Consider the following 18,006-nt stretch of genomic DNA (forward strand, 5'->3'; position numbering starts at 1 on the left):
ATTGATTCAGCTATAGCTCTATGTACCGCATACACACAGTTAGTCGCATCGGTCAATTTAGACCCGTTTACCCTGACATCCAAAATGTTTTGCGGTTTAATACCACAATTCAATGAATGTCATTACACTTTCTCTATCCTATGAACTTCAAGTAGCCGTATAGTCGATAGGCGGCGAATTATGCTAGACTAGCGCATTATCGACATGAAAACAGGTCAGAAATTCCCTCCAACTTCTGATCTCAATGCTGGTCTCAATTAATTGATTCAAAAATTATTTAAGGTATCTCATGGCTGAGTGGAATGGTGAGTATGTCAGCCCTTATGCTGAACATGGCAAAAAAAGTGAACAGGTCAAAAAAATTACAGTCTCAATCCCGCTAAAGGTATTGAAAATACTGACTGATGAACGCACCCGCCGTCAGGTAAACAATCTGCGTCATGCAACAAACAGCGAACTGTTGTGTGAGGCTTTTCTCCATGCGTTCACTGGACAACCGTTGCCTAATGACAATGATTTGCGTAAAGAGCGCTATGATGAAATCCCAGAGGCAGCGAAAATCATGATGCGTGAGCTTGGTATCGATCCTGAGACATGGGAATATTGATAACAAAAACGCCCGATGCAAAACATCGGGCGTTTTTGTTTTAACTCTTGTTTTAACTATCTTTGTATTAACTCTCCGGCCTGTCTTGATGACAGACCGAAAAAAGTCATTACTTTTTAGCGCCTGGAACGCTGAAACGTTTGTTAAAGCGATCAACACGACCACCGGTCGCAACATCACGCTGCTTACCAGTGTAGAACGGGTGGCATTCACCACAAACGTCCAGGTTCAGGTTGTGACCAGCAGTAGAATTGATTTTGATGATATTACCGCAAGAACAAGATGCAGTAATTTCTTCGTACTTAGGATGGATACCTTCTTTCATGGGAAACCTCTGTTCAGGCCGTGTCGCTATCCAGTCTTGTTACCACCAGACACCACACGTCGTGTTGATAAAAATCGTGTTGATAAAAATAAGTATCGGTAATTTCTATACCAAAGGCGGCGGATCATACAGAATATCTGTTTATTGCGCAATGAAATCTGCCGATTTGCTATGATACCCTTATCGCTATCTATTTTTTACAGACTCGTCGTACTTCAGGATGTATTGATTATCTCCCCGCAAAGCGGGGAGATAATCAGCAACTTTCGTCTGACCATTAATTATCCGGAAATCGCCTTATGACCGTTGTTCAGGTGGCATTACCTGTCCCTCTCACCCGCACATTTGATTATCTACTGCCGGCAGAATTACCTTTGCCGGCTATCGGTGTACGTGTACGCGTGCCTTTTGGTCAGCGTAATGCAATTGGTATCGTCACGGGGATCGCGGACAGCAGCGAACTTCCTCCTGAACAACTCAAATTTATTGCCGCCATCCTTGATGCCCAGCCCCTCTTCCCCAACGATCTCTGGCAATTGCTCCAGTGGGCGGTCAACTATTATCACTATCCACTGGGGGAAGTTTTGTTCCATGCCCTGCCCGTCTTGTTACGGCAGGGAAACCCTGCGGAGTTTTCTCCGCTCTGGCAATGGCAAGTCACTGAGGCGGGTCGTGAACTCCCGTTGACACAGCTCAAGCGTTCCGCAAAACAACAGAAAGCGTTGGCCGCATTGCACCAACACCCCATTTATCGTTACCAGATCGCTGAATTGGGGTTAAGTGAAAGCGCCCTGCAATCGCTGAAAAAGAAATCACTGATCGCCCTGCATCCCATCCAACCCGAAGCTGAAAACTGGCGGGTAAATTTTAAGACGATCGGAGAACGGTTAACCCTGAATACCGAGCAAGCGACTGCGGTAGGCGCTATCCGGGCAGAAGATCAGACCTTTTCTCCGTGGCTATTGGCGGGTATCACGGGATCAGGTAAAACGGAAGTGTATCTCAGTGTGCTGGAGAATATTCTTGCCCAAGGTAAACAGGCGCTCATTTTAGTCCCCGAAATTGGTTTGACCCCACAGACTATCCGTCGGTTCCGGGAACGTTTCAACGCACCCGTTGATGCCCTGCACTCAGCCCTGAATGACAGTGAACGATTGACAGTTTGGCTGAAAGCGAAAAAAGGGGACAATGCCATTGTCATCGGGACACGATCTGCCCTGTTTACTCCCTTCGCCCATCTGGGCGTCATCATTATTGATGAAGAGCATGACAGCTCTTACAAGCAGCAAGAAGGCTGGCGCTATCATGCCCGCGATCTCGCGGTATTTCGGGCGAAAAAAGAGGGCATTCCGATCATTATGGGTTCCGCCACCCCCGCATTGGAAACGCTCTATAATGTGCAGCAAGGTAAATATCGCCAACTCACCTTAACCCAACGGGCAGGCCACGCCCAACCCGCAACCCAGCATTTACTGGATCTGAAAGGCTTGCCATTGACGGTTGGATTATCACAACCGCTGATCAATCGCATCAGTGAGCACCTCAAGGCTGACAATCAGGTGATCCTGTTTCTGAACCGTCGTGGTTATTCCCCCACCCTGCTTTGCCACGAATGTGGCTGGATCGCAGCCTGCCAACGCTGTGATCACTATTACACCCTGCACCAGAGCCATCGCCACCTGCGTTGCCATCACTGTGACAGCCAGCGCCCGATTCCGCGCCAATGCCCGCAATGCGGTTCCACTCACTTAATTCCTGTTGGTTTGGGCACTGAGCAGCTTGAAGAGGGGATTACCAAGCTGTTTCCCTCGATCCCGGTCACCCGTATCGACCGTGATACCACCAGCCGCAAGGGAGCACTGGAGCAGCAACTGGCAGAAGTGCATCAGGGGGATGCCCGCATTTTGATTGGCACGCAAATGTTAGCGAAAGGTCACCATTTCCCGGATGTGACGCTGGTCGCCTTACTGGATGTTGATGGTGCCCTGTTTTCTGCGGATTTTCGGGCAGCCGAGCGTTTTGCCCAACTCTATACCCAAGTCTCCGGTCGGGCAGGACGAGCGGGAAAACGGGGGGAAGTTGTCCTCCAGACCCACCATCCTGAACATCCGTTGTTACAAATATTATTGGAAAAAGGCTACGATGCCTTTGCCCGGCAAGCAATGGAAGAGCGCCAACAAGTTCACCTTCCCCCTTTTGTGAGCCATATCCTGCTCCGCACCGAAGATCATGACAATCAGCAAGCGCCCGCATTTTTGCAACAAATGCGCCAACTGTTTGAACATCATCCACATTATGATGACCATTTATGGATCATGGGGCCAGTACCTGCACTACAGGCCAAACGTGGCGGCCGCTATCGCTGGCAGTTGATGATTCAGCACCCTTCCCGCATTTTCCTACAGAAAATGATGGCCGGAATCTATCCCCAGATCACCGCGTTGCCACAGGCGCGTAAAGTGAAATGGAATATTGATGTTGATCCCACTGAAGGTTGATTAGGCGGGACGTTATCAGGCAAACCGTTGCTGAAAAACAGAGATAACTATTTCTCTAATTTGCGAAGTACCTCTAAGAAATGATTCATATCACATTTTTAATGCAAACAAAGTAACGGATGGATCGATTAATCAGTTTAAAATGAACTTATTAATATTGTTGTAGAAAATAAACCCGCCAGCCCCCCTCAGGAATGACTGGCGTTTTTTTAGCAATCCAGATAGCAATCGTTTCGCGGTCAGTGGGGAGTAAGGGGTGAACTATGGAAAAAAAGAATGGCGCGTTGGCAACCATGAAAGATGTTGCCAAAGCGGCGGGTGTTTCTACCGCAACAGTATCAAGGGCGCTAATGAATCCTGATAAAGTTTCTGCCCGTACTCGCCAGAAGGTTGAAAATTCGGTATTAGAAGTCGGTTACTATCCCCACAGCCTGGCCAAAAATTTACGCCGCAATGACGCCAGAACTATCTTGGTTATCGTTCCCAATATCAGTGATCCTTTTTTTACTGACGTGATTCGAGGCATCGAAGAAACCGCAGCTGAACACGGTTACTTGGTTCTGATCGGGGATTGCCAACATCAGCAGCAACAAGAACATGCCTTTATCAATTTTCTGATCACCAAACGCATTGATGGTATGGTGCTACTGGGTTCCAACATTCCTTTTGATGTTTCCAAAGAAGAGCAGAAAAACCTCCCCCCCATAGTGATGGCGAATGAATTCGCTCCGGAACTGGAACTTCCCACCGTCCATATAGACAACCTGACAGCCGCCTTCAATGCGACCCATTACTTGCAAAAACTGGGACACAAACACATCGCCTGCATTACCGGACCGGAAACCATGCCACTGTGCCACTATCGCTTGCAAGGTTACATTCAGGCATTACGGCGTACAGGGGAAGAAATTCGCGAAGAGTATATTATCCGCGGTGATTTTACCCATGAAAGCGGAGCGACATTGACGGAAACCCTGCTGACTTTGCCAGCGCCGCCAAGTGCTATTTTCTGCCATAGTGATGTCATGGCCATGGGCGCAATGTGGCAAGCTAAAAAAATGGGGTTAAAATTACCAGAAGATCTCTCTGTTGTCGGTTTCGATAATTTAAACCTCGCACAATATTGCGAACCAGCCCTAACCACAGTGAAACAGCCCCGTTATGAAATTGGGCACCATGCCATCCTGTTATTGCTGGAACAGCTTCAAGGCCGCTTAGTTGCTAAAGGTTCAAGATTATTGGAGACAGAATTGATCATTCGTGCAAGTACTTGTTCGCCTAAAAGCTAGGCAAATAACAATAGGTTAAGTAACATTAGTTATTCATTCCTTCATTTTTTAATAACTCAGTGAATTAAACAGTGGCACAACGAGATTATGTGAGTCGCGGGCGTAACAATCCCCGTCGGAAAAGTACTGGTAAGAAAAAAAATCAGGCTCAAGGATTCCCCAAAACTCCATTAGCCATTGCAATGGCCTTGGTGGTCACGTTTATTGGCGGGCTTTATTTCATCGTACACAATAAGCAGGAAAGCAATAAGCAAGAAGAAAGTGTACGGGATGCCCCTCAGCCCCACCCTCAAACCAAGGGAGATGGCCTGCCACCAAAACCCGAAGAGCGTTGGAGTTATATCAAGGAATTAGAAAATCGGCCTGTTAATCAATCTTCCCTGCAAGAACCGGATGCGCCGTTGAATAAACCGTTCAATCAAGCGTCCCAATTAACACCAGAACAGAAACAGCTACTCGAACAAATGCAGGCCGACATGCGCCAGCCACCTATTTCACTGAAAGAGGTGCCTTATAACAGTGAATCTGTTCCACGTTCACGGGTATTGATCAATCCGCCGGCACCTCAATCTGACTATGCTCAGCAGCAACATGCCCAGCGGCAAACCGAACCGGCTTTGTCAGCGCAAAAGCCTGAAACAAACGAGGCAAAATTAATGCTACAATGCGGCTCTTTCCGCACCATGGAACAGGCAGAATCTGTCCGTGCCAGCCTTGCATTCGCCGGCATTGAAAGCCAGATTGCCACGAAAGACAATTGGCACCGTGTTGTGCTTGGTCCTTATAAAAATAGGGCCAGTGCTGAAAAGATGCGCGAACGTGTTGCCGTTGCGGGTGTACCCGGCTGTATTCTCCGCCCTGCCGGGGGTTGAAAAAGCGGAAAGCTCCCCCATCTTAATTTCTAATAACTTACACATGGTGCTTTTATCAGCAATGCACAGCCAATTGTGGGATAACCCATTAATGCGCCGTGTGTACCCTCTTCTATTTTGTAACCAGGGGCTAACTCGTGACTACAATCGTAAGTGTTCGCCGTAATGGCAAAGTCGTCATCGGTGGTGATGGACAAGCAACAATGGGCCATACCGTTATGAAAGGCAATGTCCGCAAAGTCCGCCGCCTTTACAATGACAAAGTCATCGCGGGTTTTGCCGGCGGTACTGCTGATGCGTTCACGCTGTTCGAGCTGTTTGAACGAAAACTCGAAATGCATCAAGGGCATCTGACCAAGGCTGCCGTTGAATTAGCCAAAGACTGGCGAACGGATCGCATGCTGCGCAAGCTGGAAGCCCTGCTTGCTGTCGCAGATGAAAGTGCTTCCCTGATCATTACGGGTAACGGTGATGTGATCCAGCCAGAGAATGACCTGATCGCTATTGGTTCCGGTGGGTCATACGCACAAGCGGCTGCCCGCGCCATGCTGGAAACAACCGAACTCAGCGCCAGAGAAATCGCAGAACGCGCTTTGACTATCGCCGGCGATATCTGCATCTACACCAACCATAATCACAACTTTGAAGAACTGCCTTCGAAAGCGTAAGGATAGATAGTATGTCTGAAATGACTCCTCGCGAAATTGTCAGCGAACTCAACAATCACATTATTGGTCAGGACAAAGCAAAACGTGCAGTTGCTATTGCCCTGCGTAACCGCTGGCGTCGCATGCAGTTAGATGAATCACTGCGCCATGAAGTCACGCCTAAAAATATTCTGATGATCGGCCCAACCGGTGTCGGTAAAACCGAGATTGCCCGCCGTCTGGCAAAACTGGCCAACGCGCCTTTTATCAAGGTTGAAGCCACTAAATTCACCGAAGTGGGTTATGTCGGTAAAGAAGTTGATTCCATTATTCGTGATCTCACTGATGCCGCCGTCAAAATGGTGCGCCTGCAATCCATTGAGAAGAATCGTTATCGCGCAGAAGAATTAGCCGAAGAGCGTATTCTGGATGTCCTGCTGCCACCGGCAAAAAATAACTGGGGACAGACAGAATCCCAGCCTGAGCCATCTTCAACCCGTCAGGCATTCCGCAAGAAATTGCGTGAAGGCCAGTTAGACGATAAAGAAATTGAAATCGAAGTTTCAGCCGCTCCCGTTGGCGTTGAAATCATGGCACCGCCGGGCATGGAGGAGATGACAAATCAGTTGCAATCCATGTTCCAGAATCTGGCAGGCCAGCGTCAAAAAAGTCACAAGATGAAAATCAAAGACGCATTCAAGTTGCTGGTCGAAGAAGAAGCCGCAAAACTGGTCAATCCTGAAGAGCTGAAACAACAGGCGATTGATGCGGTTGAACAACACGGTATCGTTTTCATTGATGAGATCGATAAAATTTGTAAACGCGGTCAAACTTCCGGCCCGGATGTTTCCCGTGAAGGGGTTCAGCGCGATCTGCTGCCGCTGGTTGAAGGTTGTACCGTTTCCACGAAACACGGCATGGTCAAAACGGATCACATCCTGTTTATCGCCTCCGGCGCATTTCAGGTTTCCAGCCCTTCCGATCTGATCCCAGAGCTTCAAGGCCGCCTGCCAATCCGCGTTGAATTGCAAGCCCTGACCACAGAAGACTTTGAACGTATCCTGACTGAGCCTAATGCTTCACTGACTGAACAGTACAAGGCCCTGATGGCAACGGAAGGCATGAATATCGAATTTACCACTGACGGTATCCGTAAAATTGCCGAAGCCGCATGGCAAGTCAATGAAACAACTGAGAACATTGGTGCCCGTCGTCTGCACACTGTGCTTGAGCGTATGATGGAAGATGTCTCTTTCGACGCCAGTGAACGTCATGGTCAATCCGTTGAAATCAATGCTGATTATGTCAAAGAGCACTTGGATGAGCTGGTTGCAGATGAAGATTTGAGCCGGTTTATTTTATAACCAGTCAGATTGGCTTGATTCGCGACAACTCGCCGGATCGATTAAACATGGGAGGCTTTTAGCCTCCCATTTTACTATGTTCGATGGTATAAAATTAATTACACCAATCATAATGACAAACAGTGACAATATGAGCCCAACAACGTCTATCAGCCAGATACAGGCATGGCTGGAAAGTTTACGCCCCAAAACGCTTCCACTGGCCGTTGCTGCCGTCATCACGGGTTCAGCCCTTGCGTCATGGACCGGGCATTTCAAATGGCCTGTTGCGTTACTGGCATTATTAACCGCCGCCATGCTGCAAATTCTTTCCAATCTTGCCAATGATTACGGTGATGTTGTCAAAGGCAGTGATACAAGAGAACGCATTGGCCCGATGCGTGGCATGCAAAAAGGTCTGATTACCGCAAGACAGATGAAAAATGCCTTGAAGATCACGGTGCTGCTCTCTTGTTTATCCGGCATTGCCCTTATCGCTGTCGCCTGCAATAGCCCGAGCGACATACTTGGTTTCTTGGCCCTGGGGCTACTGGCGATTGTCGCAGCGATCACTTATACCGTGGGCACCCGTCCTTATGGCTATCTGGGATTGGGGGATATTTCCGTGCTGATTTTCTTCGGCTACTTGAGTGTACTGGGGACTTACTATCTGCAAGTCGGTACTTTTTCCATCAGCACCCTTTTGCCCGCTACCGCCAGTGGCTTACTCGCGGTGGCGGTTTTGAACATCAATAACCTGCGCGATATCGAAAGTGACCGCCAAAATGGCAAAAATACGCTGGCTGTCCGGCTGGGAGGAAAAAAGGCGCGCTATTACCATGCTGTTCTTCTGATCACTGCCATGCTCTGCCTGATAGTCTTCACGCTCCTATACCTGAATGGCTGGTTGAGTTGGTTGTTCTTGCTTGCTTTTCCCCTGTTGTTAACACAGATAGCGCAAGTCCTGCGTGATCCCACACCGGAAGGGATGCGTTCCAAGTTAGTACAAATGGTCAAAGCGGCATTATTGACCAATATCCTGTTTTCCATTGGATTAGTACTTAATTAAGCGAGTAAACTTCAATTTTACACATCCGTTTTAAGATTGATGATTTTGCCAACACTGGCTTTAAAAGGATATACTGTCCGTTCCTTGCATAAACCAGACGTCAATCCCATGAAATATGATACTTCCGAACTTTGTGATACATATCAAGAAGATATAAACGTGGTAGAGCCACTCTTCTCCAACTTTGGTGGGCGTACTTCATTTGGTGGTCAGATCATCACGGTGAAATGTTTTGAAGACAATGGCCTTCTTTATGATTTACTTGAAGAAAATGGACATGGTCGCATTTTGCTCGTTGATGGCGGCGGCTCGGTACGCAAAGCACTCGTTGATGCCGAACTGGCTCAACTTGCTGTCAATAATGAGTGGGAAGGCATTGTCGTCTATGGCGCAGTGCGTCAGGTCGATTATCTCGCAGAACTGGATATTGGTATTCAAGCCATGGCTGCCATTCCTGCCGGCTCCAATAGTGAAGGGGTGGGAGAAAGTGATATCAGGGTGAATTTCGGTGGCGTCACCTTCTTCTCCGGTGACTATCTTTACGCAGATAATACCGGCATCGTGTTATCAGATGTCCCCCTGGAGATGGACGAAGCGCTGGATGAAGACAGTGACGATGATAACAGGTAAAAAAAGGGCGCAATTATCGCCCTTTTTCAGCTAAGCCATCGGATGCCTTATTGCACATCTTCCATCTTACCCAACAGAGTGCGTAAGCGCTCTTGCCATGCAGTTTGTTCTTGTTTGAACTGCTCATTTTCACGAATCAGAGAATCACGGCTGTCTGCCATATTCTGGACATCCTGAGATAAGACAGCATTCTTTTCTTTTAATTCTTCAATTTCCATTTGCAGCAAAGTGATGGTATCAATCGCCTGCTGAACTTTAGATTCTAGCTTTTCAAAAACTTCAAATGACATTCTGGGGCCCCTCTTGTAAGCAATGTATTGATTGTATTTAGCCTATTAACGTCTGTCTAGTTGCATCCTTTCAATGTGCGGCATAACGCTAAATATAGTGACCAAACTCAAATGTCTATAAGATCACATTTGGCAAGCTCAATAAAACACCAAACACATGCGAATTCGCTCATTTTGTTGACGCAACACGCAGATTTCAATTTCGCTATTTCTCGTTTACGCGCATTAACGATAAATTCACAGGCACCTTTCTCTTAGTACACAAGAAGGGGCTAATAATTACACTCTCTCCCCTGTACTTTTTTATAGGATATAGAAATGAGCCAGACCACAACTCCAACACTATCAGGTCAATGCATTTCCGAATTTCTAGGGACTGCGTTGCTCGTTTTTTTTGGCTTAGGCTGCGTCGCTGCTGCCCGGGTCGCAGGAGCGCAACTGGGCTTATGGGAAATCAGCATCATTTGGGGCTTTGGTGTCGCCCTGGCAGTTTATCTCACTGCCGGCGTTTCAGGCGCACACCTTAACCCCGCCGTGACCCTTGCTTTATGCCTATTTGCCAACTTTGACAGAAAAAAAGTGTTGCCTTACATCATTGCCCAAATGTTCGGTGGCTTTGTCGCAGCACTCATCATCTACATGATGTATTACAACCTTTTCCTGGATTATGAGCAAGTTCACAACATCGTTCGCGGCTCGCAGGAAAGTCTCTTTACCGCCGGCGTTTTCTCTACTTACCCTGCCGCACCGATCTCCGTACTCCATGCGTTTATCATTGAAGTTATCATCGCGGCCGTTTTGCTGTGCCTGATCCTATCGCTGACAGATGATGGTAATGGCATACCACGGGGGCCTCTGGCACCGCTGTTAATCGGTATTCTCATCGCGGTGATCGGAGGTTCATTTGGCCCCCTGACTGGATTTGCCCTGAACCCGGCGCGTGACTTCGGCCCCAAATTAGTGGCTTACTTGGCTGGCTGGGGAGACATTGCCCTGACCGGAGGCCGGGATATTCCTTATTGCCTTGTTCCATTAGTAGCTCCTATTGTTGGCGCGATGTTAGGTGCTTTTGGCTACCGCAAACTGATTGCCCGCCATTTACCGCGCCATGATTGAATAAAACCAGGTTATCGTTATGACAACAGAAAATACGACTGAAAAAAAATATATCGTTGCACTGGATCAGGGCACGACCAGTTCACGAGCCGTTGTACTTGATCACAATGCCAATATTGTTTGTATCTCACAGCGTGAATTCCCGCAAATCTATCCCAAACCCGGCTGGGTGGAACACGATCCGATGGAGATCTGGGCAAGCCAAAGCTCCACCTTAGTTGAAGTGCTGGCAAAAGCGGATATCAGTTCTGACCAGATTGCCAGCATTGGTATCACAAACCAACGAGAAACCACCATTATCTGGGAAAGAGAAACGGGTAAACCGGTTTATAACGCCATTGTCTGGCAATGCCGCCGGACGGCAGACATTTGCACCAAACTGAAACAGAGAGACGGTCTGGAAGAATACATCCGTCACAATACCGGCTTGGTGGTTGACCCTTACTTCTCCGGGACGAAAATAAAATGGATTTTGGACAATGTTGAAGGTGTCCGCCTGCGTGCTGAAAATGGTGAACTTTTATTCGGTACAGTCGATACCTGGCTGGTCTGGAAAATGACTCAGGGACGCGTACATGTGACCGATTACACCAATGCCTCCCGTACCATGCTGTTCAATATCCATAATCTCGACTGGGATCAGAAAATCCTTGATGAATTGGGGATCCCTCGCGTCATGCTGCCCAAAGTCGCCGCCTCCTCCGAAGTTTATGGACAAACCAATATCGGCGGTAAAGGCGGCACGCGCATTCCTATCGCGGGGATCGCAGGTGACCAGCAAGCCGCATTGTACGGGCAACTGTGCGTGCATTCCGGCATGGCAAAAAATACTTACGGCACCGGCTGCTTCCTGCTGATGAACACCGGCAAAGACGCTGTTCGTTCCAATCATGGCCTGTTGACAACGATTGCCTGTGGGCCACGTGGTGAAGTCAATTATGCACTGGAAGGCGCGGTATTTGTCGGAGGCGCGTCCATTCAATGGCTGCGTGATGAACTGAAACTCATTGCGGATGCCGCAGATTCAGAATACTTCGCGGCCAAAGTCAAAGACAGCAATGGCGTTTATGTTGTGCCTGCCTTTACCGGCCTCGGTGCACCCTATTGGGACCCTTACGCCCGCGGGGCGATTTTCGGCCTGACGCGTGGTGCCAATAGCAATCATATTATTCGTGCCACATTGGAATCCATCGCTTACCAAACCCGCGATGTCTTGGACGCGATGCAGGCTGATGCAGGGACACGCTTGCAATCCCTGCGCGTAGATGGCGGGGCTGTCGCCAACAATTTCCTGATGCAGTTCCAGTCCGATATCCTTGGCACCCGTGTAGAACGCCCACAAGTGCGTGAGAGCACAGCGTTAGGTGCGGCTTTCCTTGCCGGTTTGGCCGTCGGCTTCTGGCAAGATCTGGATGAAGTGAAAAGTAAGGCGGTCATCGAAAAAGAATTCCGCCCAAGCATCGAAACGACTGAACGCAACCATAAATATAATGGTTGGAAAAAAGCCGTTGCCCGTGCCCAGGATTGGGAAGATCGCGCGTAACCGCAGAATATTAAGCGAATAGCATTAAGACAATAGCATTAAGCCAATAAAAAGCTCTGGCAGGGTTTATACACGTTGCCAGAGCTTTTAAAAAAGCGATCATTTTTAGCCGATGTTACGAAACGGGATGTTCCTGACGCGGGTGCCGCTGGGAAATGGGCAGCCAGCAAAACAGGATCAGCAGCGACGTGGAAAACATCAGCATGCCAACGCTAAACTGGCTATTTTGCGGTAACATTGCCGACAGCCACGTTGCCACACCTGAACCGACATTCTGCAATCCCCCCACTAAAGCCCCTGCGGCGCCGGCCAGATAAGGGAAGGGTTCCATTGCGCCGGTCGTTGCCAATGGGAACAACATACCGGCGCCAAAAAAGAATAACGCAGCCGGTATCAGTAACGTCCAGAGATTCATAAAACCAAACCAGCCGGGCAACCACATCAAGATCCCCGCCAACAAGCAACAGATCACCGACTGCCACATTAGTCGGTAAGATGTTTTACTTTCACGCCCCGCATACCACGCGCCAAAAAACGCTGCCGGTATTGGCAGAATAAACAAGATACTGACCGTCAGGCTATCCAGCCCCAACACCGCCCCCAGCAACACGCCGCTGCTGGCTTCAAAAACGGCAATCCCGGCCAACCCTCCCACCAGCATGATCAGGTAAGAGACGAAGGGGCCATGAGAGAGTAACTGGTGGAAAGAAACCAACATCGTGCTCCGTTTAGTCCCTGTAGGACGGGTTTCCGGTAAATGCCGAGCCAGAAAGGACGCAACGACAGCCCCCAACACCAATAGGAACACATAACAGGCACGCCAACCAAAATAGTGGGCAACCATCCCACCAATCATGGGAGCAGCCAAGGGACTCACCAAGATAGCCATATTCAGCAGGCTATTGGCATAACGCAATGTCGGGCCGGTATATAAATCCCGCGGCATGGTCCGCACCATCACCCCCGCAACCCCGGTGCCCAACCCCTGTAATGCACTCGCAATCACCAATACCGATAAGTTCGGGGCAAACAGGGCACATAGCGTCGCCACCAGATAAATGGACATGCCCACCAAAATTACAGGACGTCGCCCTACTTTGTCAGACAGCGGCCCATAAAAGAGTTGCGAAAATCCGTAAGAAAACAGATAGGCCGCCATCACCCGCTGAACTTCTCCCGCAGGCTGGTTAAGATCACTCGCCATATCAGCAATGACTGGCACATAGATCGTTTGCGTCATCTGCCCTACCGCAGTCAGGGCAATCAGCATCAACAACAAATTAACGTGTTCTATTTTTTTCATCGCATTTATACAAAATAACCCATTGAAAATAATTGAATAATTAATCATCAGCCACAGTAAAACCCTCAAGCGCTTATTTAAGGCACCTGACGCACTGATTTCATTAGATAGGATTCAATGAGCAAATCTATATTTTTTCTTTGCAGTATACAATTTTACATGAAGAAAAAATTGCAGGGATATCCCCCATTAATGTCAATAAAAGTGTACATATTCAACCATAATATTAGCAGATATCCAGTCAATTACACCGTAACACGTAATCGATAATGCTATTTCCAGTAATCACGTAGAATCGTCACAAAAAATTATCAATTCATGCAATATTCATTCACATCGTTAATTCATCCCCCATTGTGTAGAGAGGTTAATCGTCATGGCAAATTGGGTTACAGGACAAGTTACCGACATCACCCATTGGACTGACTCGCTTTTCAGTATCAAAATTCATGCGCCAATCGAAAAATTCACTGCCGGGCAATTTGCAAAACTGGCACTGGAAATTGAAGGGGAGCGCATCCAACGCGCTTACTCTTACGTCAACTCTCCCGATGACAATCAGTTGGAATTTTATCTGGTGACCGTTCCGCAAGGAAAACTCAGCCCCCGATTGGCGGCACTAAAAACCGGGGATGAACTGCTGGTCACAGAGCAAGCGGCGGGGTTTTTCGTCCTTGATGAGATCCCTGACAGCCAAACACTCTGGATGCTGTCCACCGGCACCGCCATCGGCCCTTATCTTTCTATCCTCCAGCAAGGCATCGATTTGGAACGATTCGACAATATCGTGTTGGTTCATGCGGTCAGATGGGGAAAAGATTTGAGTTATTTACCCATGATGCAAGCATTAGAGAAAAAATTTCAGGGTAAACTGAGAATACAGACCATCGTTAGCCGGGAACCATGGCCAAATTCACTGATGGGCAGAATGCCGGCGTTAATTGAAAATGGCGAACTGGAATCGGCGGTCGGCTTACCGATTCAGGCAGAAAACAGCCATGTCATGCTGTGCGGGAATCCCCAAATGGTCAGGGATACCCAGCAACGGTTAAAAGAGCAGCGTAATATGGCAAAACACCTGCGCCGTAAACCCGGCCATATCACCAGCGAGCAATATTGGTAATCAGCTCATGATGGCTGGTCACGGCACCCACCATAAACTTACCGGCGTTTTTGAGCAGGGTTATTGGCAGAAATATAATCAACCGTTTCTGCCATCTCACCAAAACGGTTAGCGCCTTCCGTTCCGCGAAATACCCCGCAATCCAATATCATCATGACAAAAATCAGTGTCGGGACAAAACGACCAATTCCCCACTGCCATATCGGTGCCATTGTGCTCAGGTCAAGGGACAGCAATATCCACGCCAACGCAAATAGTAACCCCCAGCTACCCCGTTTATTCCGGTCATGCAGACGCTTCGAAAAAATCGCCGCGGTTGGATACAATAGCAAAGCAATACCCACCGCCGCATAATTTATCGGGAGGATATTCATGCCATGCAGTGTCAGGAGCGTAAAGATCAAAACGAAACAGATGCCTGTGCCGCGCCAAAACTCTCGTCGTCCAATTCGGCCTTTGAATGAAAATCCCCATTGTTGTAATGTCATGTACTCTTTTCCAATGATTTTCCAATTGTGTGGATGCTGTTTTTCCAGGATTTAACTCAGTGAGTAACAAAATGAAAACAGACATAAATAAACTTCTGGTGACAATATTAATCGCTTTTGGCATCGGTTTACCATTACCCGCCGCCGCCAATGAGCCTTCTGTCATACCAGAAATAAACTCACCGTTAATGTATCTACTGCCGAATTCCCCGACTTTCGAAGACACCATTCCCACTTTTCGGGAAAAATACAACAAAAATCACCCTGACACGCCGTTATACGAATACCGGGTGATTGCCAGCAAAGATATTTCGCAGCCTTTTATCCGCGCCGCCAGTAAAATCAATGACAAAATTTACTCTTCGGCAGTACTGGAACGGGGCAGTGAAAAGATTAAAAGCCTGCAAATTACCCTGCTGCCCTCACAACATAAACGAGAGAATGCGCAAAACCACTTACTGGCAAAGAAATATATCACCGCACTGATCAACCAATTTGAACCCACGCTTTCCCTCGGGCAAGCTGAAATTCAATTGGAAAAGCTCTTGCAGGCAGCAGAAAACCGCCCGGCTTTCAGTCAGAAAATGGGTGCAATACGCTATATCATCGTCAACAGCAGCGAAAATATAATGACCTTCGCAATTGAACCGATTAAGCTATCGCTATCTGACACATCAGTAAATGAAAATTAGTGACACGACGCAGAGCTATTCGCGTCGATGATCTTTATACTGTGCATTCATTTCGCAATTTGATTATTTTCTGGTTGGAGGGAAAAATATGCGACATCCATTAGTAATGGGTAACTGGAAATTAAACGGCAGTACCCATATGGTTAACGACCTGATTGCAGGCCTGCGTAAAGAACTGAGCAATGTTGACGGCTGTGGCGTCGCTATCGCACCACCAACAGTTTATGTTTCTCTGGCAAAAAATGCCCTGGCGGGTAGCCGCATTGCGCTGGGCGCACAAGATGTTGGCGTCAATCTTTCGGGTGCTTTCACGGGCGAAACTTCCGCAGAAATGCTGAAAGACGTCGGTGCAAAATATATCATTATCGGTCACTCTGAACGCCGCACTTACCATAAAGAGAGCGACGAATTCATTGCGAAGAAATTCGCTGTCCTGAAAGAGCAAGGCCTGATCCCCGTGCTGTGCATCGGCGAAACTGAGCAAGAAAATGAAGCAGGCCAGACTGAAGCCGTCTGCGCACGCCAAATTGATGCAGTCCTGAACACGCTGGGCGCAGAAGCATTCAAAGATACCGTGATTGCCTATGAACCTGTTTGGGCCATTGGCACCGGCAAATCTGCAACACCTGCCCAAGCCCAAGCCGTGCATAAATTTATCCGTGACCATCTTGCAAAACAAGATGCTGCGATTGCTGAACAAGTCATTATTCAATATGGCGGTTCAGTGAACGCCGGCAATGCAGCCGAGCTGTTCACCCAACCCGATATCGACGGTGCGCTGGTCGGTGGCGCATCACTGAAAGCAGATGCTTTTGCCGTTATCGTCAAGGCCGCAGCAGAAGCTAAAAAAGCGTAATTTTTTACAGAACAGAAAAATGACGCAACCGCCACGAAGCATTCTTTGTGGCGGTTTTTCTCGTGTAATCTAAATTCTCCAATCTACCCAGTAATCCCTGCCCAGTAATCTGCTCCATGGCTAACGCCGGATAATTTCGTCAAAAGTTCCGCCTGTGGCAAAATGTGCTTTCTGCGCCTTATCCCAACCGCCAAAAACTTCATCAATCGTAAAGAGCTTCAAAGCAGGAAAAACGGTGCGGTATTTTTCTGCGATGGCTTTATCACGCGGACGATAATAATTTTTGGCCGCGATTTCCTGCCCAACCGGAGAATAAAGGTATTTCAGATATTCTGTCGCCAGCTCGCGCGTTCCCCGTTTATCAACCACTTTATCGACAACAGAAACCGTTGGCTCCGCCAGAATAGACATGCCCGGCGTTACAATGTCAAACTTCCCCTTGCCCAGCGCATTCATCGCCAGTAAGGCTTCGTTTTCCCAAGCAATCAATACATCGCCAATTCCACGCTCCACAAACGTATTCGTGGCACCGCGTGCACCGGAATCCAACACTTCCACATTTTTATAGAGTGCCCTCACAAACCCTTTGGCTTTGGCCTGATCCTGATTGTTATGCGCTAATCCATAACCCCAGGCCGCCAGATAATTCCAACGTGCGCCGCCGGACGTTTTCGGATTCGGGGTCACTACAGCAACATCGGGACGGATCAAATCCGGCCAATCTTTTATCTGTTTCGGGTTTCCTTTTCGCACCAAAAAGACAATGGTGGAGGTATAAGGTGCTGAATTATCCGGCAGACGCTGGATCCAATGCTTATCAATGCTTCCACGCCCGGCAATGGCATTCACATCATAAGCCAGTGCCAGCGTGACGACATCCGCCTGAAGGCCATTAATGACGGAAGTGGCCTGCTTGCCTGAACCACCATGTGATTGGCGGATCTTCACATTGTCCCCTGTTTTGTTGCGCCAGTATTCGCTGAATGCCTCATCATATTGCTGGTACAGTTCACGGGTCGGATCATAGGAGACATTCAATAATTGCAGCTCTTTTGCCCATGCCTGATTAGCCAGCGGTGTCAGCGCCAAGGCCATCAAGAATAACGCCGCCACGACATAATACTTTTTTGTCATTGCCCATCTTGAGCCTGTATTTATACCCCTTGCATTTATCACCACAGTCACACCTTCCCCTAAGTTATTATGATTTCGCCTTATATCCGATAAACTTCAAGTTGCAGCCCGCAAGACGAAAACCGCTTATGATTATCTCCCACGCCGCAGGGCGATAATCAATGCCTCTTGAAATACGGCA

The 18,006-nt window shown here is 48.2% G+C and carries 18 protein-coding genes; 13 read left to right on the forward strand and 5 right to left on the reverse strand.

From position 1 onward, the window contains the following. The first annotated feature begins 289 nt into the window (after nucleotides 1-289). A complete protein-coding gene (gene metJ, locus PSI17_RS03935; protein ID WP_273550719.1) occupies nucleotides 290-607 on the forward strand; it encodes a met regulon transcriptional regulator MetJ in 318 nt (105 codons plus the stop codon). Nucleotides 608-716: 109 nt separating this feature from the next. Here the strand turns inward: metJ and rpmE are convergent, their stop codons facing one another. Beyond that, on the reverse strand, nucleotides 717-932 hold the full coding sequence (gene rpmE / locus PSI17_RS03940) for a 50S ribosomal protein L31 (protein WP_273550720.1): 216 nt from the start codon (nucleotides 930-932) through the stop codon (nucleotides 717-719). Nucleotides 933-1,231: 299 nt separating this feature from the next. Between rpmE and priA the strand changes: the two genes are divergently transcribed. From priA to rraA, 7 genes are all read left to right on the forward strand, one after another. Continuing rightward, nucleotides 1,232-3,430, forward strand: a complete 2,199-nt coding sequence (gene priA, locus PSI17_RS03945; RefSeq protein WP_273550721.1) for a primosomal protein N' — start codon at nucleotides 1,232-1,234, stop codon at nucleotides 3,428-3,430. Nucleotides 3,431-3,693: 263 nt separating this feature from the next. Next, nucleotides 3,694-4,719: a DNA-binding transcriptional regulator CytR gene (gene cytR / locus PSI17_RS03950; RefSeq protein WP_273550722.1), complete on the forward strand. Its 1,026-nt coding sequence runs from the start codon at nucleotides 3,694-3,696 to the stop codon at nucleotides 4,717-4,719. 71 nt (nucleotides 4,720-4,790) lie between these two features. Further along, a complete protein-coding gene (gene ftsN, locus PSI17_RS03955) occupies nucleotides 4,791-5,591 on the forward strand; it encodes a cell division protein FtsN (RefSeq protein WP_273550723.1) in 801 nt (266 codons plus the stop codon). A gap of 137 nt (nucleotides 5,592-5,728) precedes the next feature. After that, nucleotides 5,729-6,259, forward strand: coding sequence for an ATP-dependent protease subunit HslV (gene hslV / locus PSI17_RS03960; RefSeq protein WP_273550724.1), 531 nt, complete (start codon nucleotides 5,729-5,731; stop codon nucleotides 6,257-6,259). An 11-nt stretch (nucleotides 6,260-6,270) separates the two neighbouring features. Beyond that, a complete protein-coding gene (gene hslU, locus PSI17_RS03965; RefSeq protein ID WP_273550725.1) occupies nucleotides 6,271-7,602 on the forward strand; it encodes an HslU--HslV peptidase ATPase subunit in 1,332 nt (443 codons plus the stop codon). Between the two features lie 130 nt (nucleotides 7,603-7,732). Beyond that, nucleotides 7,733-8,650 carry a 1,4-dihydroxy-2-naphthoate polyprenyltransferase gene (locus tag PSI17_RS03970; protein ID WP_273550726.1) on the forward strand — a complete coding sequence of 306 codons (918 nt, stop codon included), beginning with the start codon at nucleotides 7,733-7,735 and terminating at the stop codon, nucleotides 8,648-8,650. A 108-nt stretch (nucleotides 8,651-8,758) separates the two neighbouring features. Further along, nucleotides 8,759-9,280: a ribonuclease E activity regulator RraA gene (gene rraA, locus PSI17_RS03975; protein WP_273550790.1), complete on the forward strand. Its 522-nt coding sequence runs from the start codon at nucleotides 8,759-8,761 to the stop codon at nucleotides 9,278-9,280. Between the two features lie 47 nt (nucleotides 9,281-9,327). Here rraA and zapB read toward each other — a convergent pair whose 3' ends face one another. Continuing rightward, a complete protein-coding gene (gene zapB / locus PSI17_RS03980) occupies nucleotides 9,328-9,570 on the reverse strand; it encodes a cell division protein ZapB (RefSeq protein WP_273550727.1) in 243 nt (80 codons plus the stop codon). Between the two features lie 318 nt (nucleotides 9,571-9,888). Here zapB and PSI17_RS03985 point away from each other — a divergent pair, with 318 nt between their 5' ends. Further along, nucleotides 9,889-10,686 carry an MIP/aquaporin family protein gene (locus PSI17_RS03985; protein ID WP_273550728.1) on the forward strand — a complete coding sequence of 266 codons (798 nt, stop codon included), beginning with the start codon at nucleotides 9,889-9,891 and terminating at the stop codon, nucleotides 10,684-10,686. Nucleotides 10,687-10,705: 19 nt separating this feature from the next. Continuing rightward, nucleotides 10,706-12,229 (forward strand): glycerol kinase GlpK, encoded by a 1,524-nt coding sequence (gene glpK / locus PSI17_RS03990; protein ID WP_273550729.1) that lies wholly within the window; start codon nucleotides 10,706-10,708, stop codon nucleotides 12,227-12,229. Nucleotides 12,230-12,344: 115 nt separating this feature from the next. Here glpK and emrD read toward each other — a convergent pair whose 3' ends face one another. Beyond that, complete coding sequence (gene emrD / locus PSI17_RS03995) at nucleotides 12,345-13,532, reverse strand: multidrug efflux MFS transporter EmrD (protein ID WP_273550730.1); 1,188 nt, start codon at nucleotides 13,530-13,532, stop codon at nucleotides 12,345-12,347. 376 nt (nucleotides 13,533-13,908) lie between these two features. On the opposite strand from emrD, the gene fpr reads away from it, so the two are divergent. Then, complete coding sequence (gene fpr / locus PSI17_RS04000) at nucleotides 13,909-14,655, forward strand: ferredoxin--NADP(+) reductase (RefSeq protein WP_273550731.1); 747 nt, start codon at nucleotides 13,909-13,911, stop codon at nucleotides 14,653-14,655. Between the two features lie 38 nt (nucleotides 14,656-14,693). Here the strand turns inward: fpr and PSI17_RS04005 are convergent, their stop codons facing one another. Next, on the reverse strand, nucleotides 14,694-15,143 hold the full coding sequence (locus PSI17_RS04005; protein ID WP_273550732.1) for a DUF805 domain-containing protein: 450 nt from the start codon (nucleotides 15,141-15,143) through the stop codon (nucleotides 14,694-14,696). A gap of 71 nt (nucleotides 15,144-15,214) precedes the next feature. On the opposite strand from PSI17_RS04005, the gene PSI17_RS04010 reads away from it, so the two are divergent. Together PSI17_RS04010 and tpiA are read left to right on the forward strand one after the other, a co-directional pair. Beyond that, nucleotides 15,215-15,835 carry a DUF1454 family protein gene (locus PSI17_RS04010; protein WP_273550733.1) on the forward strand — a complete coding sequence of 207 codons (621 nt, stop codon included), beginning with the start codon at nucleotides 15,215-15,217 and terminating at the stop codon, nucleotides 15,833-15,835. Between the two features lie 88 nt (nucleotides 15,836-15,923). Next, a complete protein-coding gene (tpiA, locus tag PSI17_RS04015; RefSeq protein WP_273550734.1) occupies nucleotides 15,924-16,691 on the forward strand; it encodes a triose-phosphate isomerase in 768 nt (255 codons plus the stop codon). Nucleotides 16,692-16,811: 120 nt separating this feature from the next. Here the strand turns inward: tpiA and PSI17_RS04020 are convergent, their stop codons facing one another. Beyond that, nucleotides 16,812-17,786, reverse strand: coding sequence for a sulfate ABC transporter substrate-binding protein (locus PSI17_RS04020; protein WP_337927201.1), 975 nt, complete (start codon nucleotides 17,784-17,786; stop codon nucleotides 16,812-16,814). Nucleotides 17,787-18,006 lie beyond the last annotated feature (220 nt).

Origin of the sequence: Xenorhabdus sp. IM139775 (genome assembly GCF_028598745.1) — a bacterium.
Lineage (GTDB): Bacteria > Pseudomonadota > Gammaproteobacteria > Enterobacterales > Enterobacteriaceae > Xenorhabdus.

Bases quoted from the DNA above. Each gene is read 5' to 3' on its own strand.
- metJ (WP_273550719.1), top strand. From the start codon at position 290: ATGGCTGAGTGGAATGGTGAGTATGTCAGCCCTTATGCTGAACATGGC.
- rpmE (WP_273550720.1), bottom strand. From the start codon at position 932: ATGAAAGAAGGTATCCATCCTAAGTACGAAGAAATTACTGCATCTTGT.
- priA (WP_273550721.1), top strand. From the start codon at position 1,232: ATGACCGTTGTTCAGGTGGCATTACCTGTCCCTCTCACCCGCACATTT.
- cytR (WP_273550722.1), top strand. From the start codon at position 3,694: ATGGAAAAAAAGAATGGCGCGTTGGCAACCATGAAAGATGTTGCCAAA.
- hslU (WP_273550725.1), top strand. From the start codon at position 6,271: ATGTCTGAAATGACTCCTCGCGAAATTGTCAGCGAACTCAACAATCAC.
- PSI17_RS03970 (WP_273550726.1), top strand. From the start codon at position 7,733: ATGAGCCCAACAACGTCTATCAGCCAGATACAGGCATGGCTGGAAAGT.
- rraA (WP_273550790.1), top strand. From the start codon at position 8,759: ATGAAATATGATACTTCCGAACTTTGTGATACATATCAAGAAGATATA.
- zapB (WP_273550727.1), bottom strand. From the start codon at position 9,570: ATGTCATTTGAAGTTTTTGAAAAGCTAGAATCTAAAGTTCAGCAGGCG.
- PSI17_RS03985 (WP_273550728.1), top strand. From the start codon at position 9,889: ATGAGCCAGACCACAACTCCAACACTATCAGGTCAATGCATTTCCGAA.
- glpK (WP_273550729.1), top strand. From the start codon at position 10,706: ATGACAACAGAAAATACGACTGAAAAAAAATATATCGTTGCACTGGAT.
- emrD (WP_273550730.1), bottom strand. From the start codon at position 13,532: ATGAAAAAAATAGAACACGTTAATTTGTTGTTGATGCTGATTGCCCTG.
- fpr (WP_273550731.1), top strand. From the start codon at position 13,909: ATGGCAAATTGGGTTACAGGACAAGTTACCGACATCACCCATTGGACT.
- PSI17_RS04005 (WP_273550732.1), bottom strand. From the start codon at position 15,143: ATGACATTACAACAATGGGGATTTTCATTCAAAGGCCGAATTGGACGA.
- PSI17_RS04010 (WP_273550733.1), top strand. From the start codon at position 15,215: ATGAAAACAGACATAAATAAACTTCTGGTGACAATATTAATCGCTTTT.
- tpiA (WP_273550734.1), top strand. From the start codon at position 15,924: ATGCGACATCCATTAGTAATGGGTAACTGGAAATTAAACGGCAGTACC.
- PSI17_RS04020 (WP_337927201.1), bottom strand. From the start codon at position 17,786: ATGGCCTTGGCGCTGACACCGCTGGCTAATCAGGCATGGGCAAAAGAG.